Raw genomic sequence first — 21,442 nt, forward strand, 5'->3', positions numbered from 1 at the left:
GGGCGGTGGCTCAGTTGCGTGGGACTGTCCGCCCGGGTGTATCGGGGGCCAGCTCGCCGGTTTGCAGCCAGGACAATGCAATGGGCCATAGTGTGGCTTGGTATGCGCTGCGAAAAAAGGCGAAATGTCCAACTTCTGTCTCGCCGATGTCTTCGGGGGTTATGCGCAGGTGAGTATTTGAACTACCGGTGAAGTAGTCGAGCAAGCGTTCGATGGCCGGGATCGTGCCGTAGGGATCGTCGCTGATGCTGATGGCGAGGGTTTGCGCGGTCACGGCAGCGAAGGGCAGGCGCCCTTTGGCGGCGTTGATTGCATGGCCGCTGGGGCGAGTTTCGAAACGGGCAGTCGGCGTGCTCCAGTCACGGACAACGCCGGCGGGCGTATCTTCCAGCCAGCCGAGGCGTTTGCCGGGAAAGTAACCGCAAATCATCGTCACCAGCGGCATCACCACATGCCATTTGCCGAACATCCGCCAGCGATGGGCCGGCGCATAATCGCGCCAGTAAGCGAACTGCGCGCCAACGGTCACCAGTCGCCGGATAAGGTGCCCTGAGGCTCCCAGGCCCGCGGCACAGCCGCCGAAGCTGTGGCCGACCACATCGACAGGCTGACCGGGGAATTCACGCTGTGCGCGTTTGAGCATCGCCTCGAAATCCAACGCTCCCCAATCGGTCCATGTAGCCTCAAGCCCCTTGAGCGATGCCGGACGCGATTCGCCGATGCCGCGGTAGTCGAAGGTGATGACGTCGAAACCGTTAGCGAACAGGTAGTCGGCGAAACGTGAGTAATGGCGGCAGCGAACGGAAGTGGCGGCGTTGATGATGACAACCGGACGGGAGATGTTCCGGGCAGCATGGCGCCAGGTAAAGCCGCCGAGCATGAAGCCGTCGGCTGCGGGTTGCTTGAAGGGTTCGCCAGATGCGTCGGCCGTCAGCGGCAGTTCGATCTGATCAGCGGCGAGTGATGACATGTCCTGCAAATTCATCGGTATCGGACCTTTGCGGGTAGCTGCCAACAATAGTCTTCGCGCTTCAGATGAACAATCAAGGTTAATTCGAGGCACAAATGACGTAGTACGTTTCGTACTCACCCCCAGACCAAATAAATCTAAAACCCCTACCGCCGCCAGCAAATCCAAAGAAGGTAACGATTGGGTTCATCAGAACCCGGGAGTCGTCATCATGAAAAATATCCATTCATTGATGTTGCCCCTCGTCGCCGTCAGCATGTTGCTGTTTCCTGTGATCTCGCCTGCCGCGAGCCTTGAGCCCGTCGACAACTCTGGCGTGCAGGTTCAGCGGCAGGAGCAGAACGGCATTACCTACCTGTCGGGCGGGATTGGCGAGGATGAGGCAAAGGCTATTCAGCAGACAACGGGCTACAACCTGCACATGACCTTCGCGATCGGCACGGACAACAAATACATTCCGGATGTGGATGTAGTCATTGAAAAAGCCCAAGGCCAAACCGTATTGACCCTGAATGACGCCGGTCCGTTGGTGTATGTGCAACTGCCTGCCGGCAAGTACACCGTCATCGCCACTCGCAATGGTGAGGTGCGGCGGGACGTGGCGGATATCGGGAGCGGTGCGGCCCGCAACCTGGTCTTCCATTGGAGCGGTGAGAGCTAACTAGCGAGGGCTATCAAATCACAGGCATAAAAAAACCCTGAATCTTGCGATTCAGGGTTTTCGGTATTTGGTGCCCAGAGACGGAATCGAACCGCCGACACGGGGATTTTCAATCCCCTGCTCTACCGACTGAGCTATCTGGGCAACGGGGCGCATTAAAAGGGTTTTTCGGATTTACGTCAACGACTTTTTTAAAATTTCTTAAATTAATTCCGTCGCTTACGAAATCGAGGGGTTATTCCGACGGCGGCACGTAGCCTTCGGCCTTGGCGTATTCCTCGCCGGAAAAGAACTTGTCCATCTCGCCCTGAAGATATTTGCGATCTTCGGCGTTCATCATGTTCAGGCGTTTTTCGTTGATCAGCAGGGTCTGGTGCTTCTGCCAGTCGGCCCAGGCCTTTTGCGAGACGTGGTCGAAAATATCCTGGCCTTTGGCGCCCGGGAACGGAGCGCGTTCCAGGCCTGGCAATTCTTCTTTGTACTTGCGGCACATGATGGTGCGGGTCATGACGACTCTCCTGCGTTCAATACGGCGGCCGCGCGTTCGAGCAAGGTTTTGACCGGGGCGGCAAGGCCCAGGCGCGGCGGGGTGGCGAGGTTATACCAGAGCCAGTCGGCCTCGGCCACGTGATGGCCGGCCTCCTGGACCTGAACCAGCCAGGGTTCGATGGATAACTGAAAATGGCTGAAGGTGTGCACCAGGCTCGGCAACGCCTGTTGCGCGCCCAGTTCCAGCGAGTGCTGAGTCGCCAGATGTTGCAGGTCATCGATGTCATCGAGTTCCGGCAGGCTCCAAAGACCGCCCCACAAGCCCGTAGAAGGGCGACGGTAAAGCAGAATCGCCCCTTCACCGTTGGCGAGCATCGGCATCAGCGTACGTTTCTGCGGGATGGCTTTGCGCGGCTTAGGGATCGGGTAGCGGGTTTCCAGGCCAAGCATGTGGGCTTCGCAACCCCGTTCCAGCGGGCAAAGCAGACAGCTGGGTTTGCTGCGGGTACAGAGCGTCGCGCCCAGGTCCATCATCGCCTGGGTGTAGGCGTTGACCCGATCATGCGGCGTGAAGCGCTCAGCATTCGCCCAGAGCTGTTTGGCGACCTTCGGCTCGCCGGGGTAGCCCTCTTGCGCGGTAAAGCGCGCCAGCACGCGTTTGACGTTGCCATCAAGGATCGGCGCGCGCAGGCCCATGCTGATGCTGGCGATCGCGCCGGCGGTGGACAGGCCGATGCCGGGCAGGTCAGTGAGTTTTCCCACGTCCCGGGGGAATTCGCCGCCGTACTGCTCGACGACGATCTTCGCGGTCTTCTGCAAATTGCGCGCACGGGTGTAGTAACCCAGCCCCGTCCAAAGGTGCAGCACTTCGTCTTCCGGCGCAGCAGCCAGGGCTTCGACCGTCGGCAGCGAGGCCATGAAGCGGTCGAAGTAATTCAGCACGGTGCTGACCTGAGTCTGCTGCAACATGATTTCCGAGACCCATACCCGATACGGGTTGATGTCCTGTTGCCAGGGCAAATCGTGACGGCCATGGCGGTCGAACCAGTCCAGCACCGCCGTTGAAAACTGCTCGGCTCTCATCGCTTGAACAGTCCCTTGAGCGCGTCTTTGAGTTCCGGGCTGACCTTGTCGCCCAGTTTCTCGTCGATCTTTTCGCTGATCCGTTCGCCCGCCAGTTTGCTCGCGACCTGACCCATGCGCTCGTTATCCAGGCGACAGGCCTTAGCGCCCAACTCAAGCGGGCCACGGCAGCGCAATGGCCACTCGATGCCGACAAACCTGTCGCCGACCTGGCAGGCCGGGTCCGGCATGGCGCTCGTATCGCCTTCGACGATGATGCCCACGCGATAGTCCATGCCCAGCACCCTCAGGTCTACATCGCCATCACCGTTGACGGTCATGCCAGGGATGCGCACTTTCAGGTCCGGGTTGCTGGCCACGCCGTTGCGGAAATTCAGGTTGCCCTTGAGTTCCTGGAACGGTGTGTCCTTGCCCCGAGGCTCGCCGCTGAGGCTTTTACGGTTAAGCGTGGCGATGCCTTTGCACAGCTGTTGTTCAAGGTTGGCGTTGAGCAGCACGCCATTGTTGATGACGAAACTGGCGTTGCCGTTGAGGGTTTCGATCAGCGCTTTCTGGCTATTACCAGTACCTGTCAGGGTGCTGTTGAGCGTGACCAGACCTTTGACGGGTGGTTCTTTGCCCTGGCTTTCGAGGATTTTTTCCGCAGGTACGCGGCTGATCTGCGTCTGCATGTTCAGCACTGGCGCTTGCTGGCGCACATCGAGGGTGCCCTTGGCTTCGAAGTTACCTTCGTAGAGATCGCCGCGCAGGCTCGCCAGCGTCAGCAATCCGCCCTGGCCGTTGGCCTTGAGTACTGCGTTATGGATCGGCAGTTTTTCCAGGGTCAACTGGCCGAAGGTCAGGTCAGCGTCCACATCGAGTTTGCTCAGGCGCTCCACCGGTAACAGGCGTTCGTTGCTCCAGGCTTCTTTGGTCGGGGATTGCGGCAGCGGTGTGCTGCCGGCGCCGGCCATGGCGTCGGCTTCGGTGCTGGCGACTTCAGCTTGACGCACTTGCTTGGCGCTGTTGGCCTCGGCTGACTTCGGCGCCAGGTAACGGTCGACGTTGAAGGTGTCTGCCTTGAGGTTTATGCGCAGTGATTGCTTGGCAAAATCCTCGACGGCGATGCGGCCGGTGAACGTACTGTCGTCGACTTTGAGGTTGATGTCGTCCAGCGTGAGGCTCGAAGGCGTACCCGCGAGACGGGTCGCCAGTTCCACTTTGCTCAGGCTGCCTTCGGCCATGGCCGGGAGTTTCTGACCGATGCTGTCGACGAATTTCGCCAAATCGAACTGGGCAATCGACAGACCGCCACTGACCTGTGGTGTCTTGTCGAGGTCGTTAACCTTCAACTCACCCAGCGCACGAAGCTGGTTGGCGGAAATCTTGATGCCGGTCCATTCGGCGACGTTGGCGGCCTTGTCCAGTAGCAACTGGCCCTGAGCGGCGAAGGTCATGGTCTTGCCTTGCAATGGATCGCCAGCCACTTCACCGGACAACTTCATGTCCTCAAGCTTGTAGCGCTGCAATGCGCGCTCGAAACGCAACTCGCCATTGAGCTCGGTGCGTACTCGCAGAACCGGCTGGTTGGTGCCGAGGAACGCGGTGAGCTTGACCGGAATGTTGGTGGAGTCATGCACCGGACCGGTGCTGAGCTGGATGCTTTCGGCGCTGAACTGCTTGCCGGTTTTTTCGTCGTTGTACTCAACGCGGGCGTTGTTGACGGTCAGGCTGTCGATGTCCAGGCGAATCGGCTGCGCCGGTTTCTCCGCTTGGGCGGTGGTTTGCGGTTCAGGTTCGCTGGTGGTTGCAGGCGGCGTGTCCGGGGTCGCAGGTTTCGGCACCTTGCCGATGTCTTCCCAGTTGCCATGGCCGTCCTTGTCGCGGTTCAGGCGCAGGTTCAGGCCTTCGACGCGCACATCGCTCATCTGCACTTCACGGCGCAACAGCGGCAGCACGCGGACCGACAGACCGAGCATCTGCAAATCGGCGAACGGCTCGGCGGGCTTGGCCAGGGTCGCGACAGCGGCGTCGTGCAATTCCAGGCCCAGCCACGGGAACAGGCTCCAGCCGATATCGCCATTGAGCGTCAGTTCGATGTGGGCCTTGTCGCGGGCAATCTGGCGAATCTCGTCTTTGTAGTCGTTGGGATCGAAGAGGTGGGTCAGGGCAAAGCCCAGCGCCACAATGATCAGCAACAGCCCGAGAAGTACCAGACCCAGGATTTTGCCGAACGCTTTCATGGGCGAGTCCTTGTAGTTAGTCGAATTCGAAATTTAGCCGGGGAGTATAGCGCTCCAAAAGAGACGACCGGTCAGTGATCACTCGGACAGGGCATCCAGCGGCACGTTCAGGCTGGCCGCCAACGCCTGGGCCTCCAGATGACCGGCGGGCGCGAGCAGGCGCAATTCGGCGCCGGATTGCGTGGCCATGCTCTGTGCTTCTCGCACCAGGCGTTCCGCGACGCCACGACGGCGGGTGATTTTTCTTACACACAAATAAGACAGATGCCAAACGTCCGGGTGCCGTTGCAGTCGTGCCGCACCCAACAGTCGATCATTGAAGCGTCCGGCAATCAGCGAGCCGTCCCGTAAACAGGCCTCAATCAGCTGCGCAGCCCCTGTAAACGGCGTAAACAGCCACTGCGGGGCGTCATGGTAGATCTTCTGCAAATCCAGCCGATCTTGATCAGTGGCTTGGTTCAATGACTCGACAACGATGGGCATGGAGCTTCCTTCAGTGGTACGAGAACGGACAACGTAGAAAAAGGTGATATCAGTTTGGTTTTTCTGTCACGTGCAAATGGTAACCTTCACCCGTTCGTCGGTCCTTCTGCGACCTGATGTCGCACTAAAATGGAGCTTCCCCCTGAAAAAACAGTCATGCGTGCGCATAAAGGCTGGGGGTGAAGAGTGGCTGGCGAACCATACTAATAATTGGGGGATACACAATGACCACGAGTATCGCGGCGGACGGCTATGCCGACCAGCCCTCGTTCCTGTCCAAGGAGCGCATCATCGCCAAGCCCGGTTTCAACCGTTGGCTGGTGCCACCGGCCGCTCTGGCCATCCACCTTTGCATCGGCATGGCCTACGGCTTCTCGGTGTTCTGGTTGCCACTGTCCAAAGCGCTGGGCATCACCAAACCGATGGCCTGCGCGCCTGACATGAGCTTCATTGCTCAAGTCTTTTCATCGCAATGCGACTGGCCGATCTCGATGCTCGGCTGGATCTACACCCTGTTCTTCATCTTCCTGGGTTGCTCGGCAGCCATCTGGGGCGGCTGGCTGGAACATGCCGGGCCACGCAAGGCCGGTGTCGTCTCGGCACTGTGCTGGTGCGGCGGTCTGCTGATTTCGGCGCTGGGCATTTACACGCACCAGATCTGGCTGATGTGGATCGGCTCCGGTGTCATCGGTGGTATCGGCCTGGGCCTGGGCTACATCTCGCCGGTGTCGACCTTGATCAAGTGGTTCCCGGACAAGCGCGGCATGGCGACCGGCATGGCGATCATGGGCTTCGGTGGTGGTGCGATGGTCGGTGCACCGCTGGCGACTGCCCTGATGAGCCACTTCGGTTCGCCAGAAGGCGTTGGCGTTTGGCAGAGCTTCGTCGCAATGGCCGCGATCTACTTTGTGTTCATGATCGGTGGCGCACTGTCCTACCGCGTGCCGCCAACCGGCTGGAAGCCTGAAGGCTGGACTGCTCCAGCGAAGAAAGCTTCGAACGCGATGATCACCAACCGTCACGTGCACGTGAATGTTGCCTGGAAAACTCCGCAGTTCCGCCTCGTTTGGCTGGTGCTGTGCCTGAACGTATCTGCGGGTATCGGCATCCTGGGCATGGCCTCGCCGCTGCTGCAGGAAGTGTTCGGCGGCAAATTGCTGGGCAATGATCTGCCGTTCGGTCAGCTGGATGCAGGTCAACTGGCCTCGATCGCTGCGATCGCCGCCGGTTTCACCGGTCTGCTGAGCCTGTTCAACATCGGTGGCCGTTTCTTCTGGGCTTCGTTCTCGGACTACCTGGGCCGTAAAAACACCTACTTCGTGTTCTTCGCCCTTGGTTTTGCGCTGTACGCGCTGATCCCGAACCTCGGCCACCTGGGCAACGTTGCGCTGTTCGTGGCGGCGTTCTGCATCATCCTGTCGATGTACGGCGGTGGTTTTGCGACGGTTCCGGCTTACCTGGCGGACCTGTTCGGTACACAAATGGTCGGTGCGATCCATGGTCGTCTGTTGACCGCATGGGCAGCGGCGGGCGTGTTGGGTCCAGTGTTGGTGAACTACCTGCGTGAGTATCAGCTGAGCATCGGTGTTGAACGTGCCGCAGCTTACGACATCACCTTGTACATCCTTGCTGGCCTGCTCGTGCTGGGTTTCATCTGCAACCTGCTGGTGCGTCCGGTGGCCGACAAGTACTTCATGACCGACGCTGAACTGGCTGCCGAACAGGCGCTGGGTCACGACAAAGGCGCTGATGCCAGTACTTCGCTGGAGTGGAAAGCGGCGCCGGGCACCAAGCCGTTGGCAATCGCTGCCTGGTTGGCGGTGGGTATTCCGTTGGCGTGGGGTGTCTGGGTGACCCTGCAGAAGACGGCGGTACTGTTCCACTAAGATCCTGCAAAACGCAAAACCTGTAGGAGCGAGCCTGCTCGCGATTGCGGTCTGACAGTCAACGAAAATGTTGGATGTGAAGGCCTCATCGCGAGCAGGCTCGCTCCTACAGTTGTTTTGGGGTGTCCGAAATGGCTTGTATGGACATGTCTATCCCCGACGACTGGGGATTCTATCCGTCAGCGATATCACCTCTCGTGTTTCTGTTTCCGGCCCGCGCCCCTATAATGGTTGCCTTTTTCGCCCAATGATTTTGCGGAGCTGGTGATGGCCGAACGTATGGCGTCTGTCGAGCGCGACACTCTGGAAACCCAGATCAAAGCCTCGATCAACCTTGATGGCACCGGAAAGGCCCGATTCGATATCGGTGTTCCTTTTCTTGAGCACATGCTGGACCAGATCGCCCGTCACGGGCTGATCGACCTGGATATTGTCAGCAAGGGCGACCTGCATATCGATGACCACCACACCGTGGAAGACGTCGGTATCACCCTCGGCCAGGCATTCACCAAAGCCATCGGTGACAAAAAAGGCATCCGTCGCTACGGCCACGCCTACGTGCCGCTCGATGAAGCGCTGTCGCGTGTCGTGATCGACTTCTCCGGCCGTCCTGGCCTGCAGATGCACGTTCCGTATACCCGCGCCACCGTTGGCGGTTTCGACGTTGACCTGTTCCAGGAGTTCTTCCAGGGCTTCGTCAACCACGCCAACGTCACCCTGCACATCGACAACCTGCGTGGGCACAACACCCACCACCAGATCGAAACCGTGTTCAAGGCTTTCGGCCGCGCCCTGCGCATGGCCGTTGAGCTCGATGACCGCATGGCCGGGCAAATGCCATCGACCAAGGGCGTTCTGTAATGCAGACAGTCGCGGTTATCGATTACGGCATGGGCAACCTGCACTCGGTGGCCAAGGCCCTCGAGCACGTCGGTGCCGGCAAGGTTTTGATCACCAGCGATGCGAATGTGATTCGTGAAGCCGACCGGGTGGTTTTCCCCGGCGTCGGTGCAATTCGCGACTGCATGGCGGAGATTCGTCGCCTCGGTTTCGATTCGCTGGTGCGTGAAGTCAGCCAGGACCGTCCGTTCCTCGGCATCTGCGTCGGCATGCAAGCCTTGCTCGACACCAGCGAAGAGAACGACGGTGTCGACTGCATCGGCCTGTTCCCGGGCGCGGTGAAGTTCTTCGGCAAAGACCTGCATGAAGACGGCGAACACCTGAAAGTCCCGCACATGGGCTGGAACGAAGTGAAGCAGAAGGTGAGTCACCCGCTGTGGCACGACATTCCGGACATGGCGCGTTTCTACTTCGTGCACAGCTACTACATCGCCGCCGCTAATGCGCGTCAGGTGGTGGGTGGCGGTCATTACGGTGTCGATTTCGCCGCAGCGCTGGCCGATGGCTCGCGATTCGCCGTGCAGTTCCACCCGGAGAAAAGCCATACCCATGGCCTGCAATTGCTGCAGAACTTCGCTGCGTGGGACGGTCGCTGGTAAATGGCCGTCAAGAAGAAGCCGCCGATCCTGACCCTCACTCCCGAGCAGGAGAGCGAGGCCAATCGCAAGATCAAGCGTTTCATGGAAGATCGCTTTGAACTCGACCTCGGCTCGTTCGAGGCGGCTGAGATTCTTGAGCTGTTTACCCGTGAAATTGCTCCGCACTATTACAACAGGGCGATTTTCGATGTGCAGACGCACCTCAAAGAGAGGTTCTAAAGCATCGAAAGCGACCTGTGGGCGCTCGAGAAAAACTGATTTCCGAGCAATGCTGAAAAATCGAATTTAAAGGTTTGCCAGATGCTGATTATTCCCGCTATCGATCTTAAAGACGGTGCCTGTGTTCGTCTGCGCCAGGGCCGCATGGAAGATTCCACAGTGTTCTCCGATGACCCGGTGAGCATGGCTGCCAAGTGGGTAGAGGGCGGTTGCCGTCGTCTGCATCTGGTCGACTTGAACGGCGCGTTCGAAGGCCAACCGGTCAACGGCGAAGTGGTTACCGCAATCGCCAAGCGCTACCCGAACCTGCCGATCCAGATTGGTGGCGGTATTCGTTCGCTGGAAACCATCGAGCACTACGTGAAAGCGGGCGTGAGCTACGTGATCATCGGCACCAAAGCCGTGAAAGATCCGGCTTTCGTTGCCGAAGCCTGCCGCGCATTCCCGGGCAAAGTCATCGTCGGTCTGGACGCCAAGGACGGTTTCGTCGCCACCGACGGTTGGGCTGAAATCAGCACCGTGCAGGTGATCGACCTGGCCAAGCAGTTCGAAGCCGACGGCGTGTCCGCGATCGTTTATACCGACATCGCCAAAGACGGCATGATGCAGGGCTGCAACGTACCGTTCACTGCCGCACTGGCTGCTGCGACGAAGATCCCGGTCATTGCTTCCGGCGGCATTCACAACCTCGGCGACATCAAGTCGCTGCTCGACGCCAAAGCGCCAGGCATCATCGGCGCGATCACCGGCCGGGCGATCTACGAAGGCACTCTCGACGTCGCTGAAGCGCAAGCTTTCTGCGACTCGTACAAAGGCTGAGGACTGACCATGGCGCTGGCCAAACGCATCATCCCTTGCCTGGACGTGGACAACGGCCGGGTGGTCAAGGGTGTGAAATTCGAAAACATCCGCGACGCCGGTGACCCGGTGGAAATCGCCCGTCGCTACGACGAGCAGGGTGCCGACGAGATTACCTTTCTCGACATCACCGCCAGCGTCGATGGTCGCGACACTACGCTGCATACCGTCGAGCGCATGGCCAGCCAGGTGTTCATCCCGCTGACCGTGGGCGGTGGCGTGCGCACCGTGCAAGACATCCGCAATCTGTTAAATGCCGGTGCGGACAAGGTGTCGATCAATACTGCCGCCGTGTTCAACCCGGAATTTGTTGGCGAAGCCGCGCAGCATTTCGGCTCGCAGTGCATCGTCGTTGCCATCGATGCGAAGAAGGTTTCCGGTCCGGGCGAAACCCCGCGCTGGGAGATCTTCACCCACGGCGGCCGCAAGCCGACCGGCCTCGACGCTGTCGAGTGGGCGAAGAAGATGGAAGGCCTCGGTGCTGGCGAGATCCTGCTGACCAGCATGGACCAGGACGGCATGAAAAACGGCTTCGACCTCGGCGTCACTCGCGCCATCAGCGATGCGCTGGGTATTCCGGTGATCGCTTCTGGCGGCGTCGGGAACCTGCAGCATCTGGCCGACGGCATTCTCGAAGGTCATGCCAGTGCGGTGTTGGCGGCGAGTATTTTCCACTTCGGCGAATACACCGTGCAGGAAGCCAAGGCTTACATGGCCCATCGCGGAATCGTGATGCGTTAAACAAACCGATACAGGCCAGTGGACATCATGGCGGGCTCAGGGCACTCTTGAGTACGCCATGGATTTCGGTAGCCAGACATGCTTAAACGCCTTCTTCTTGCCCTCGCCAGTGCTTCTCTGTTGTTCGTCAGCGCAGCGCACGCCGCAGACCGTCCCGACACCGACATGGTGTTGCTGACGGAAAACTTCCCGCCCTACAACATGGCGAAGAACGGCAAGAACTTTGCCCAGGGCGAGAACATCGATGGCATCGCCACCGATATCGTCCGCGAAATCTTCAAGCGTGCCGACATTACCTACAGCCTGACCTTGCGCTTCCCTTGGGAGCGGGTCTACAAACTCGCCCTGGAAAACCCCGGTTACGGTGCCTTCGTGATGGCGCGTTTGCCGGATCGCGAACGGCTGTTCAAGTGGGTCGGACCGATCGGTCCGGACGACTGGATCATGCTGGCGAAGGCCGACAGCAAAATCACCCTCGAAACTCTGAACGACGCACGCAAGTACAAGATTGGCGCCTACAAAGGTGATGCGATCGCCGAGACCCTGGCCAAGCAAGGGCTCAATCCCATCGTTGTTCTGCGCGATCAGGACAACGCGAAGAAACTGGTCAACGGCCAGATCGACCTGTGGGCTACCGGCGACCCGGCCGGGCGCTATCTGGCGCGCCAGGACGGGGTGACTGGTCTCAAGACTGTCCTGCGTTTCAACAGCGCAGAGCTGTATCTGGCGCTGAACCGGGATGTGCCTGACGAGACCGTCGCCAAACTGCAGGCTGCGCTTGATCAGCTCCGCAAGGAAGGGGGAGTCGACGCAATCATGGGACGGTATCTGTAATTTCGACGAGCCTGCCGCGCATCGTAGGGCCGGACAGCGTCCGGCTATTTTTCAGGCGGATATTCGGTCAAATACAGTTTGTCGAAGTCAGAGTAACTGCCCTCATTCGCCACTTGCGTGCCGTTGCTGCGTAGTAGCCGATAGTCGAACTGTGTGCGGTAAACTGCGACGATTTGGTTCTTCGCAACAATGGTAACGACATCGGTAGGCACGGGGGCGACCAGCCTGCTGTTGGGTGTTTCGACGGGTGAGACGCTGTTGCTCAGATTGGCCGAGAACCCGACTGAAAAAGCCGGTCGAGGCGCTATGGAAAACGGCGGCCACCTGGAGCTCCATTCGGTCCCTATCTCGATCGCTGTCAGCCGGGAGAATGTTTCGAGACTGTCTGCATTCTGCACCTCGGCAGTCCATTTGAAGGTTTGTCCCGCGGAACCCGTGTTATGGCCAAAACCGATCAGCAGGTACTGATCCTTTCTTTGTAAATGATAGTAAGGAGTCGTACGAAACTGCTCAAAGGGATTCAACTCGGGATCTTTGATCGCGAACCAGGGAAGCCTTGCCGCGTGCGTGATTTTGGCGGACAGCGTTGAGGGCGGTGGTTCATATCCGCTCAGGACTGGAGGAACAGGTGCAGGTTCGACCTGCAGCGGGATGAGCATGCGCAGGGAAAAAGCGGCGGCGTGCGTGTCCGGTTTGGTATAGCTGTTGGTGCCCACGAATGTGCCAGGCGCAAAATGAATTTCTCCTGGGGCCGCCACTGGAGGTTGAACACTCCAGACGCTGAAGTCCTGCTTTGCACGACTGCCCTTGTCGCTCCAGATCATTTCGTCGATGGATGATGCCACGACAAGATCCGCCCGCACGCAACGAACGGCGTTGACTGAGGGTTTGTCCAGACTATCGGAGCACACCAGCCCAAGCGCCACATAACCATCAGGTGGAATCGGTCGCCATATCGAACAGTCCGTTTTGGCGCCAGACCCCGTATCTTTCCAGACCTGTTCAAAGTCGTGGGGCTTGCTCAATGCCTTGCTCTGGTTGGCGCCGGCACTTGGCGGTTCGCCTTCGCAAACAACGGCCATCACTCTTTTATCGTTGATGTTGTCGTGGCCGGAAACGGCGAGGTCACCGAGCGGGAAAAAACCCGGTAGCAAATCAGGGGCGGGGGTGGGGCGCCAAAAACCGCCGGGCTTGGAACGTGAACCTTTGTTATCCCAGATCCGGTGGAACTCGGTCGTAAAGTTGATCAGCAGGTTTTCAACTTTGATCGACTCCATTGGCCTTGCGGGTATCGCGTCATCATCTTGTGTGTTCATGATCATTCCTGATAATTGAAAGGCAACCCAATTGGGTGGCGACTTCAATATCCGGAATTGGACAAGAGGCTTGGCGGTAAATATATATAGGCTCGTTACAGGTTATTACCGATAAATCCCGTCTTTCCCGTGCGCGGACATGGCGCGATTGCCGCGCACGCTGATCATCTGCCTGATATCGATCCACTCGATGCCTTGCGCCTTGAGCTTGGGCAATTCTCGCTCCAGCACCGCCAGTGTTTGCGGATACGGATGCCCGATCATCACCGCTGTACCTTGTTTGTGCGCCAGGCTTATCGCCGTCTGTAGCTGCGTGAAGATGGCCGCTTCAGTGCGCTCATCATCGAGAAACACATCCCGCGAAACACTCGCCAGATCGATCTTCTGCGCTTGCTGCGCGGCCACGGTCTGCGCGCTGGTGCGGCTGTCGACGAAGAACTTGTGGCGGCGCTGCAAGTCCGCCATCAACCATGCCATGGCGGCAGGTTGAGCAGTCATGTGGCTGCCCATGTGGTTGTTGATGCCGGCGGTGTAGGGGACCATTTTGAATGCGGCGTTGAGGCGTTTCTCAAGCTCTTCGATGGGAAGCTCGGGGTGCCACGCAAACGGTCCGGTGGCCGGGTCCATGGGCATATGCAGGATGACGATCTTGCCGGCGCGATGGGCTTCGCGGGCAAACTCGGTGGCGTGAGGTGTGTCGGGCATGATTGCCGCAGTCACCGGGCCGGGCAGGGCCAGCACGCGTCGATCCCGGGGCAGGCTTTGCCCCAGGTCATCGATGATCAGCGTCAGATACGCCTTTTGCGGCGGGGTTGCGGCGGGGGCAGCGTGAGCCACACCCGCCAGACAGCACAACAGACTCAAGGCTAGCCGTAGAAACATCTTAACGGCCGGACGTGATGCTCAGCCCTTTGAGCAGGCTCAGGGCCTGGGCCAATTGGTAGTCGTCATCCTGTGGCATTGCCTTGGCTTTGCCGCCGGAGCCGCTCGGTTTGTCGGCGCCGCCGTTGCCATTGCCCAGGTGACCTTGCAAATCGGCTTCCTTGAAGTAGTCGCCGTCCTGCTCGTTGGTGATCTTGGCCTTGCGCACTTCGATGTCCGGCACGATGCCCTGGGCCTGGATCGAGCGGCCGTTCGGCGTGTAGTACAGCGCAGTGGTGATCTTCAATGCGCGGTCGTTGTTCAGCGGCAGCACGGTTTGCACCGAGCCTTTGCCGAAACTGGTGGTGCCCATGACCACCGCGCGTTTCTGATCCTGCAAGGCACCGGCGACAATTTCCGAGGCCGAGGCGCTGCCGCCGTTGATGAGTGCGACCATTGGCACGGCTTCGCTTTCGTCCTTGCCGGTAGCCGAGAAGCGCAGTTCGGAGTTGGCGATCCGGCCCTTGGTGTAGACGATCAGGCCTTTGGTGATGAAGTGGTCGACCACTTCCACCGCTGCTTGCAGTACGCCGCCCGGGTTGTTGCGCAGGTCGAGAATGATGCCGTTGAGCTTCTTGCCGTTTTCCTTGCGCAGCTTGGCCAGCGCCTTGGAAACTTCTTCGCCGGTCTTGACCTGGAACTGGGTGATGCGGATGTAACCGTAGCCGGACTCCAGCAACTGGCTCTTCACGCTCTTCACTTGAATGATGGCGCGGGCCAGGGTCACATCGAACGGCGTGCCGCCATCGCGAACCAGGGTCAGGGTGATTTTCTGGCCGATCTTGCCGCGCATCTTGTCCACGGCTTCGGTCATGCTCTGGCCGCGAGTCGGCTGGCCGTTGATCTTGACGATGAAGTCGCCCGCCTGAATGCCCGCCTTGGAGGCCGGGGTGTCATCGATTGGCGAGACCACCTTGATGAAGCCGTCTTCGGCGCCAACTTCGATGCCCAGGCCGCCGAACTCACCGCTGGTGCTTTCCTGCAATTCAGCGAAGTCTTCAGGGCCCAGGTAAGCGGAGTGCGGATCAAGGTTGCTGAGCATGCCCTTGATCGCGTTTTCCAGCAGGGTCTTGTCGTCTACCGGTTCGACATAGGCGGCCTTGATCCGGTCCATGACCTCGGCAAAGGTGCGCAACTCTTCCAGCGGCAATGGCGCCTTGGTGGTCGCAGCAGTGCCCGCAGGCGCGACCGCCGGGGCCGGTTGAGCGGCAAACGCCAGAGGCGCGCCGATCACCAGGGCGATCGTCAGGGCCAGCGAGGTAAGGCGGGACAAATGCAGCATGTCGAACTAACTCCTGAATTGGATGGCACGCTTATCCTTGCGCGCGACACCATTGTGCCGGATCACTCGGGTGACCCTGCTGACGAATCGCGAAATACAACGCCGGCGTGTCCTGTCCGCCACTGTTACCGACAGTGGAGATGGACTCGCCGGCTTTTACCACGTCACCCGCAGACTTGAGCAGCGTCTGGTTGTGACCATAAAGACTCAAAAAACCGTTGCCGTGGTCGAGAATCACCAGCAACCCGGCGCCGCGCAACCAGTCGGCGAACACCACGCGACCGCCATGCACCGCATGCACTGCGCTGCCGGCCGATGCGCTGATCATCACGCCGTCCCACTTGGTCCGGGCATCGTCGCCACGGCTTTCACCGAAGCGTGCCAACAGTCGACCATCGACTGGCCATGGAAGTTTGCCGCGAGTTGACGCAAACGGGCCGCCAAAGGTTTCGCCGGAGCTGGAAACCAGTGCGCCAGGTGTTGATTTAACCGGTTTGCGTGGGGCGTCAGTCTCTTCTGCTTGAGCCTGGGCCTCACGTAAACGCTTTTTTTCGGCTTCCTGCTGGGCAATCAGCGCTTTCTGTCGCGCTTCTTCTGCCTCACGAGCCTGGCGGGCCAGGGTTTCCTCAATGGTTTTAAGGACTTTAGACAGGTCTGCCTGATCCTGCTCGCGGGCTGCCAGTTTCTGGTCGCGGGCTTTTACGTCATCACTGAGCTTGGCCAGGACTTGCTGGCGTTCCTGGCGGACTTTGTCGAGTTCGTCGCGTTGGGTGTCGAGGCTGCTTTTCTGTACCAGCAGTTGCGCCTGCTGCAAGCCGATGTCTTTTTCGACATTGGCCAGTTGGCGCAGGGTTTCGTTGAAATTCTTCAGCTGCTCCAGGCGGGCCTGGCTCAGGTAGTCGTAATAGGTGAGGGTGCGAGCGAATTTCTCGGGATTCTGCTGGTTGAGCAGCAGCTTCAGGTATTCCTGACGACCGTTCTGGTAGGCGGCGCGGGCCTGGATGGCAATCAGTCGTTGCTGTTCAGTGCGCGCGCTCTGGAGTTTTTTTTTCTCCGCATCGAGACGCTGCAGCTCGGATTCGCTCTTCTTCAGCTCTTTTTGCAGGGCTTCGACCTGCTTCTCGAGCTTGCCCATTTCGGTCTCGGTGCCTTTGAGATCTTTCTGAATGCCGGATTTTTCTTCCTGCAACTTGCCCAGCAGTTTCTTCAGCTCGGCAATGTCCTGACGCGTGGCGTCCAACTGTTGTTGGGTTTGCGCGCGCTCGTCAGCGAAGGCCGGTTGGAGCAGGCAGGTCAGGGCAAGGGCGATCAGGACGCGAAGCATAGAGGCGGGCGACACCAGGGAAAGGGACGGCCTAGTATGCCCGCCCCACGCTGCAAAAAAAACGCCCAATTGGGACTGTGTGATAACTGGGCCAAAAAACACCGCAAACCCACTGTAGGAGCGAGCCTGCTCGCGATGGCGTCCTAACTTTCAATATCGATATTGACTGTCAGATTGCTATCGCGAGCAGGCTCGCTCCTACAGGGTTTTTCGGTGTTTGGGCTATCCCGGTTAGACGAGAATCGAAGTTCCGGTCATTTCCGCCGGTTTTTCCAGGCCCAACAGTTTCAGCATGGTTGGCGCCACGTCGGCCAGCACGCCGCCTTCGCGGACCTTGAGGTCACGCTTACCGACATAAATGAACGGCACCGGTTCAGTGGTGTGCGCGGTGTGCGCCTGACCGGTGGAGGCGTCGGACATTTGCTCGACGTTGCCGTGGTCAGCGGTGATCAGGGCTTCGCCGCCAACCTTTTCCAGTGCCTCGACGATACGGCCAACGCAGGTGTCCAGGCATTCAACGGCTTTCACCGCCGCCTCGAATACGCCGCTGTGACCGACCATGTCGCCGTTGGCGTAGTTGACCACGATCACGTCGAAGCGCTGGTTTTCGATGGCATCGACGATGCGGTCGGTGACTTCCGGCGCGCTCATTTCCGGCTGCAAGTCATAGGTGGCGACTTTCGGCGACGGGATCAGGATGCGCTCTTCACCCGGGAACGGTTCTTCGCGGCCGCCGGAGAAGAAGAAGGTTACGTGGGCGTATTTTTCGGTTTCAGCGATGCGCAGTTGTGTCTTGCCGTTTTTCGCCAGGTAATCGCCCAGCACGTTTTCCAGGCTGCCGGCAGCAAAGGCCGATGGCGCAGGAATGCTGGCGGCGTATTGGGTCAGCATGACGTAGCCGGCCAGTTTTGGCTGGCGGGCACGCTCGAATTCCTTGAAATCGTCCTCGACGAACACGCGGGTCAGCTCGCGGGCGCGGTCGGCGCGGAAGTTCATGAACACCACGGCATCGCCGTCTTCGACTTTCACCGGCTCGCCGATGGAGGTGGCTTTGACGAATTCGTCGCTCTCGCCACGCTCGTAAGCAGCTTGCAGACCTTCCTGGGCGGTGGCGGCGTTGAATTCGCCGTTGCCGTCGACAATCAGGTTGTAGGCCTGGGATACGCGATCCCAACGGTTGTCACGGTCCATGGCGAAGTAGCGGCCAATGATGCTGGCAATACGGCCTTTGCCCAGCGCCTGGAACGTGGCATCGAGCAGTTCGATCGACGATTGCGCGCTTTTTGGCGGCGTGTCGCGGCCGTCGAGGAAAGCGTGCAGGTAGATGTTCTGGGCGCCGCGCTTGAAAGCCAGTTCGGCCATGGCGACCAGGTGGTCCTGGTGGCTGTGCACGCCGCCGTCGGACAGCAGGCCCATGAAGTGCACGGCTTTGCCGGCGGCGACCGCTTTATCCACCGCGGCGCAGATGGTCGGGTTCTCGAAGAATTCGCCGTCGCGGATCGATTTGGTGACGCGAGTGAAGTCCTGATACACCACGCGGCCGGCGCCGAGGTTCATGTGGCCGACTTCGGAGTTGCCCATCTGGCCATCCGGCAGGCCGACGTCCATGCCGCTGCCCGAGATCAGGCCGTTGGGCACGGTGGCCCACAAACGGTCGAGCACAGGCTTCTTGGCCGCGTAGATGGCGTTGGCTTCCTGGCTTTCACTGTGACCGAAGCCGTCGAGAATCATCAGGACCAAAGGTTTAGGCGTGGTAGTCATGGAATCCACTCGTGGCTGAGGTAAAAAGGGGTAATGGAAAAAGGGAGTCGCAGTTTAAAGCGAAGTTCCGGCCACGTCACCGCCGGACGGGGTTTGGCCCACCATAGTGGCTGTGTATACTGGCCGACATTTTAACGCCCTGGAACCTCCTTCGATGGTTGCTCACCTGATTGAATTTGCCACTAACCACTACATTCTCGTCGGTATCTTCGTCGTACTGCTGGCCGCGCTGATCGCGTATCAGATGCAAGGCGGCGGCCGTAGCCTGAGCACCGGTGAACTGACCGGCCTGGTCAACAAAGACGCGGGCGTGGTGATCGACATTCGTCCGGCCAAAGACTTTGCCGCCGGTCACATTGTTGGCGCGTTGAACATTCCTCACGACAAACTGACTGCCCGCGTAGGCGAGCTGGAAAAGCACAAGGCCAAGACCATCATTCTGGTCGACGCCATGGGTCAGACCGCCGGCACCCACGCTCGCGAGCTGGTGAAGGCCGGCTTCACCGCCGCCAAGCTGTCCGGTGGCGTTTCCAGCTGGAAAGCCGACAATCTGCCGCTGGTGAAGTGATATGAGCAACGTCGTCGTCTACTCCAGCGATTACTGCCCTTATTGCTCGCGAGCCAAGTACCTGCTCGAGAACAAAGGCGTGGCCTTCGAAGAGATCAAGGTCGATGGCAAGCCGCAGGTGCGCGCCGCAATGGCTCAGAAGGCCGGACGTACGTCCGTGCCGCAGATCTGGATCGGCAGCACACATGTTGGCGGTTGTGATGATTTGTTTGCCCTGGAGCGCGCGGGTAAGCTCGACGCGCTGCTCAAGGCCTGAATTCCATACCCTATAAAAAGCCCAAGATCAGAAAGGATCTGAGATGACTGACCAACAGAACACTGCAGCTAGCGAAGAAGAAACCGCACCGCAATTCTCCTTGCAGCGCATCTACGTACGTGACCTGTCCTTCGAAGCCCCGAAAAGCCCGGCGATCTTCCGCCAGCAGTGGGAGCCGAGTGTCGGTCTGGACCTGAACACCCGTCAAAAGGCGTTGGAAAACGACTTCCACGAAGTCGTGCTGACCCTGTCGGTTACCGTGAAAAACGGTGATGAAGTGGCGTTCATCGCCGAAGTGCAACAGGCCGGTATCTTCCTGATCAAGAACCTGGACGACGCTTCGATGAGCCACACCCTGGGCGCGTTCTGCCCGAACATCCTGTTCCCGTACGCTCGCGAAGCGCTGGACAGCCTGGTGACCCGTGGTTCGTTCCCGGCACTGATGCTGGCTCCGGTGAACTTCGACGCGCTGTACGCACAAGAGCTGCAACGCATGCAGGCAGCTGGCGAGACTCCGACCGTGCAATAAGCGGTCGATGCAGTAACGAAAAAAGCGCCGTAACAGGCGCTTTTTTCATGGGCGGGAGATGATCGTTCCCACGCTCTGCGTGGGAATGCAGCCCGTGACGCTCCGCGTCATTGGACGCGGAGCGTCCCTTGAGGCATTCCCACGCAGAGCGTGGGAACGATCAGATCACGAGATTACTTGAAACCGAGCTGGCGCCAGCCTTCGTACACGGCCACCGCCACGGTGTTCGACAGGTTCAGGCTGCGGCAACCTTCGCGCATCGGCAGGCGCAGGCGTTGGTCGCCGGGAAGGGCATCGAGCACTTCGGCTGGCAGGCCACGGCTTTCCGGGCCGAACAGGAAGGCATTGCCCTCCACGAAGCTCGCGTCGTGGAACGGCCGCGAGCCCTTGGTGGTGAAGGCAAACACGCGAGGATGACCGAGGCTTTCCAGGCAACTGGCCAAGTCCGCGTGACGTTGCAGGGTGGCATACTCGTGGTAATCGAGGCCGGCCCGGCGCAGGCGCTTGTCGTCCATCTCGAAGCCTAGCGGTTCGATCAAATGCAGGTGGCAGCCACTGTTGGCGCACAGCCTGATAACGTTGCCGGTATTCGGCGGAATTTCTGGTTGGAAAAGGATGACGTGAAACATGCACGGCTCCGAAGGTAAAGATGTGCGGCATTCTACGCCGCAAGCCGACGCTCGTTCGAAACTATTCCCGCGCGTGATGATGTCGCTGGCCATTGTCGGGGTGATGCTGGGGCTGATGATCGGTCGCCTGACCACCCCCGACCCGACTGAGTTGCAACAAGTCGAGGTGACGAACGACGGCCTGGTGGTGTGGTTCAACAACGAACCCAAGACCCACGGCGAGATCGTCGACGGCAGCGTCGCGTTGCTGTTCGAGGCTGAGGGCAAGGCGCAGCAAGGCCAGCTCAAGCTCAACGACAAAGGCGTGAACTGGCGGGTGCGTTCGAGTGATGGGGGGTTGTTGCTGACGGTGGTGGCGGCCCGGCCGCTGCAGGGCGAGTGGTCCGGTAGCGAGGTCGATGACCGCTGGCGGCTGGAGATCCATCTCCGGGAGCAATAAAAGAGGGAATCCCCGGCCTGCCTGTACCAAGGTCCCCAAAACGGGAGGGTTCGCGCATTGCGTCGTGAACCCGGTGTAAAGAGGGAATCCCCGGCCTGCCTGTACCAAGGACCCCAAAACTGGGTGGGCTCGTCGCAAGTGCGGTGTGAGCCCGGTGTAAAGAGGGGAATCCCCGGCCTGCCTGTACCAAGGTCCCCGAAACTGGGTAGTGAACTGAATCACTGATGAGACCGTTGCAGGGGGCGTGCCAGTTTTTAACAAGTTGAAACAGAAAGGCGCGTAAATACGTTGAAAGCCCCGTAATCCGGGGCTTTCGTGTTTTTTCGGTAAGGGTTCGATTGCGAACTCAGGCAGGATTTCAGATCAGTTGCCGTGCGCGATTGCGGTTCACGGTGCATTCAGTCGGTGCATGGAATGTGATTTTCGGCAAAAAAAAGATCGCAGCCTTCGGCAGCTCCTACGAGGTTATGCG

The 21,442-nt window shown here is 59.4% G+C and carries 23 protein-coding genes and 1 tRNA gene; 12 read left to right on the top strand and 12 right to left on the bottom strand.

Features of this window, described 5'->3' with window-relative positions:
- Positions 1 to 10: 10 nt before the first annotated feature.
- On the bottom strand, positions 11 to 985 hold the full coding sequence (locus tag V6Z53_RS03890; protein WP_338584234.1) for an alpha/beta fold hydrolase: 975 nt from the start codon (positions 983 to 985) through the stop codon (positions 11 to 13).
- A 196-nt stretch (positions 986 to 1,181) separates the two neighbouring features.
- Here V6Z53_RS03890 and V6Z53_RS03895 point away from each other — a divergent pair, with 196 nt between their 5' ends.
- The gene (locus V6Z53_RS03895; protein WP_338584235.1) at positions 1,182 to 1,631 is read left to right on the top strand and encodes a carboxypeptidase regulatory-like domain-containing protein; all 450 of its coding nucleotides are present in this window, start codon (positions 1,182 to 1,184) and stop codon (positions 1,629 to 1,631) included.
- Between the two features lie 68 nt (positions 1,632 to 1,699).
- Here V6Z53_RS03895 and V6Z53_RS03900 read toward each other — a convergent pair.
- From V6Z53_RS03900 to V6Z53_RS03920, 5 genes are all read right to left on the bottom strand, one after another.
- Positions 1,700 to 1,775 (bottom strand) — tRNA-Phe (locus V6Z53_RS03900).
- A 91-nt stretch (positions 1,776 to 1,866) separates the two neighbouring features.
- Positions 1,867 to 2,139: an oxidative damage protection protein gene (locus V6Z53_RS03905; RefSeq protein ID WP_338584236.1), complete on the bottom strand. Its 273-nt coding sequence runs from the start codon at positions 2,137 to 2,139 to the stop codon at positions 1,867 to 1,869.
- Positions 2,136 to 3,203, bottom strand: coding sequence for an A/G-specific adenine glycosylase (gene mutY / locus V6Z53_RS03910; protein WP_338584237.1), 1,068 nt, complete (start codon positions 3,201 to 3,203; stop codon positions 2,136 to 2,138). Before mutY ends, V6Z53_RS03905 begins: the two co-directional genes overlap by 4 nt.
- The gene (locus tag V6Z53_RS03915; RefSeq protein WP_338584238.1) at positions 3,200 to 5,425 is read right to left on the bottom strand and encodes an AsmA family protein; all 2,226 of its coding nucleotides are present in this window, start codon (positions 5,423 to 5,425) and stop codon (positions 3,200 to 3,202) included. The genes mutY and V6Z53_RS03915 overlap by 4 nt, the downstream gene beginning before the upstream one ends.
- A gap of 78 nt (positions 5,426 to 5,503) precedes the next feature.
- Positions 5,504 to 5,908 (bottom strand): acetyl-CoA sensor PanZ family protein, encoded by a 405-nt coding sequence (locus V6Z53_RS03920; RefSeq protein WP_338584239.1) that lies wholly within the window; start codon positions 5,906 to 5,908, stop codon positions 5,504 to 5,506.
- Positions 5,909 to 6,132: 224 nt separating this feature from the next.
- On the opposite strand from V6Z53_RS03920, the gene V6Z53_RS03925 reads away from it, so the two are divergent.
- The 7 genes from V6Z53_RS03925 to V6Z53_RS03955 all read left to right on the top strand — a co-directional run bounded on the left by V6Z53_RS03925 (position 6,133) and on the right by V6Z53_RS03955 (position 11,945).
- A complete protein-coding gene (locus V6Z53_RS03925; protein WP_338584240.1) occupies positions 6,133 to 7,794 on the top strand; it encodes an OFA family MFS transporter in 1,662 nt (553 codons plus the stop codon).
- Positions 7,795 to 8,061: 267 nt separating this feature from the next.
- Positions 8,062 to 8,655, top strand: a complete 594-nt coding sequence (gene hisB, locus V6Z53_RS03930) for an imidazoleglycerol-phosphate dehydratase HisB (RefSeq protein ID WP_007939452.1) — start codon at positions 8,062 to 8,064, stop codon at positions 8,653 to 8,655.
- Positions 8,655 to 9,293, top strand: a complete 639-nt coding sequence (gene hisH, locus V6Z53_RS03935; RefSeq protein WP_008080553.1) for an imidazole glycerol phosphate synthase subunit HisH — start codon at positions 8,655 to 8,657, stop codon at positions 9,291 to 9,293. The genes hisB and hisH overlap by 1 nt, the downstream gene beginning before the upstream one ends.
- The gene (locus tag V6Z53_RS03940) at positions 9,294 to 9,512 is read left to right on the top strand and encodes a DUF2164 domain-containing protein (protein ID WP_338584241.1); all 219 of its coding nucleotides are present in this window, start codon (positions 9,294 to 9,296) and stop codon (positions 9,510 to 9,512) included.
- A gap of 81 nt (positions 9,513 to 9,593) precedes the next feature.
- Entirely contained in the window at positions 9,594 to 10,331 is a 738-nt protein-coding gene (hisA, locus tag V6Z53_RS03945; RefSeq protein WP_008041005.1) for a 1-(5-phosphoribosyl)-5-[(5-phosphoribosylamino)methylideneamino]imidazole-4-carboxamide isomerase, read from the top strand.
- A 9-nt stretch (positions 10,332 to 10,340) separates the two neighbouring features.
- On the top strand, positions 10,341 to 11,111 hold the full coding sequence (gene hisF, locus V6Z53_RS03950) for an imidazole glycerol phosphate synthase subunit HisF (protein ID WP_007897430.1): 771 nt from the start codon (positions 10,341 to 10,343) through the stop codon (positions 11,109 to 11,111).
- 78 nt (positions 11,112 to 11,189) lie between these two features.
- Entirely contained in the window at positions 11,190 to 11,945 is a 756-nt protein-coding gene (locus V6Z53_RS03955; protein WP_338584243.1) for an ABC transporter substrate-binding protein, read from the top strand.
- 44 nt (positions 11,946 to 11,989) lie between these two features.
- Here the strand turns inward: V6Z53_RS03955 and V6Z53_RS03960 are convergent, their stop codons facing one another.
- The 5 genes from V6Z53_RS03960 to gpmI all read right to left on the bottom strand — a co-directional run bounded on the left by V6Z53_RS03960 (position 11,990) and on the right by gpmI (position 18,549).
- Positions 11,990 to 13,261 carry a Vps62-related protein gene (locus V6Z53_RS03960; protein WP_338584244.1) on the bottom strand — a complete coding sequence of 424 codons (1,272 nt, stop codon included), beginning with the start codon at positions 13,259 to 13,261 and terminating at the stop codon, positions 11,990 to 11,992.
- A gap of 105 nt (positions 13,262 to 13,366) precedes the next feature.
- On the bottom strand, positions 13,367 to 14,143 hold the full coding sequence (locus V6Z53_RS03965) for a divergent polysaccharide deacetylase family protein (protein ID WP_338584245.1): 777 nt from the start codon (positions 14,141 to 14,143) through the stop codon (positions 13,367 to 13,369).
- 1 nt (position 14,144) lies between these two features.
- Positions 14,145 to 15,464 carry a S41 family peptidase gene (locus tag V6Z53_RS03970; RefSeq protein ID WP_338584246.1) on the bottom strand — a complete coding sequence of 440 codons (1,320 nt, stop codon included), beginning with the start codon at positions 15,462 to 15,464 and terminating at the stop codon, positions 14,145 to 14,147.
- A gap of 31 nt (positions 15,465 to 15,495) precedes the next feature.
- Complete coding sequence (locus V6Z53_RS03975) at positions 15,496 to 16,788, bottom strand: murein hydrolase activator EnvC (protein WP_338584247.1); 1,293 nt, start codon at positions 16,786 to 16,788, stop codon at positions 15,496 to 15,498.
- Between the two features lie 231 nt (positions 16,789 to 17,019).
- Complete coding sequence (gene gpmI / locus V6Z53_RS03980) at positions 17,020 to 18,549, bottom strand: 2,3-bisphosphoglycerate-independent phosphoglycerate mutase (RefSeq protein ID WP_338584248.1); 1,530 nt, start codon at positions 18,547 to 18,549, stop codon at positions 17,020 to 17,022.
- A gap of 154 nt (positions 18,550 to 18,703) precedes the next feature.
- Between gpmI and V6Z53_RS03985 the strand changes: the two genes are divergently transcribed.
- Genes V6Z53_RS03985 through secB form a run of 3 tightly spaced genes read left to right on the top strand, consistent with a single transcriptional unit; the run spans position 18,704 to position 19,902 of the window.
- Positions 18,704 to 19,117, top strand: a complete 414-nt coding sequence (locus V6Z53_RS03985) for a rhodanese-like domain-containing protein (RefSeq protein WP_338584249.1) — start codon at positions 18,704 to 18,706, stop codon at positions 19,115 to 19,117.
- Position 19,118: 1 nt separating this feature from the next.
- Positions 19,119 to 19,373 (top strand): glutaredoxin 3, encoded by a 255-nt coding sequence (gene grxC, locus V6Z53_RS03990; RefSeq protein WP_008058538.1) that lies wholly within the window; start codon positions 19,119 to 19,121, stop codon positions 19,371 to 19,373.
- Between the two features lie 43 nt (positions 19,374 to 19,416).
- Complete coding sequence (gene secB, locus V6Z53_RS03995) at positions 19,417 to 19,902, top strand: protein-export chaperone SecB (protein ID WP_034148553.1); 486 nt, start codon at positions 19,417 to 19,419, stop codon at positions 19,900 to 19,902.
- A 173-nt stretch (positions 19,903 to 20,075) separates the two neighbouring features.
- On the opposite strand, the gene V6Z53_RS04000 is transcribed toward secB, so the two are convergent.
- Positions 20,076 to 20,531, bottom strand: coding sequence for a tRNA (cytidine(34)-2'-O)-methyltransferase (locus tag V6Z53_RS04000; protein WP_338584250.1), 456 nt, complete (start codon positions 20,529 to 20,531; stop codon positions 20,076 to 20,078).
- Here V6Z53_RS04000 and V6Z53_RS04005 point away from each other — a divergent pair.
- Positions 20,530 to 20,970 (top strand): hypothetical protein, encoded by a 441-nt coding sequence (locus tag V6Z53_RS04005; protein ID WP_338584251.1) that lies wholly within the window; start codon positions 20,530 to 20,532, stop codon positions 20,968 to 20,970. The genes V6Z53_RS04000 and V6Z53_RS04005 overlap by 2 nt on opposite strands.
- Positions 20,971 to 21,442 lie beyond the last annotated feature (472 nt).

The organism is Pseudomonas sp. MAG733B, assembly GCF_036884845.1.
Taxonomy (GTDB): Bacteria; Pseudomonadota; Gammaproteobacteria; order Pseudomonadales; family Pseudomonadaceae; genus Aquipseudomonas.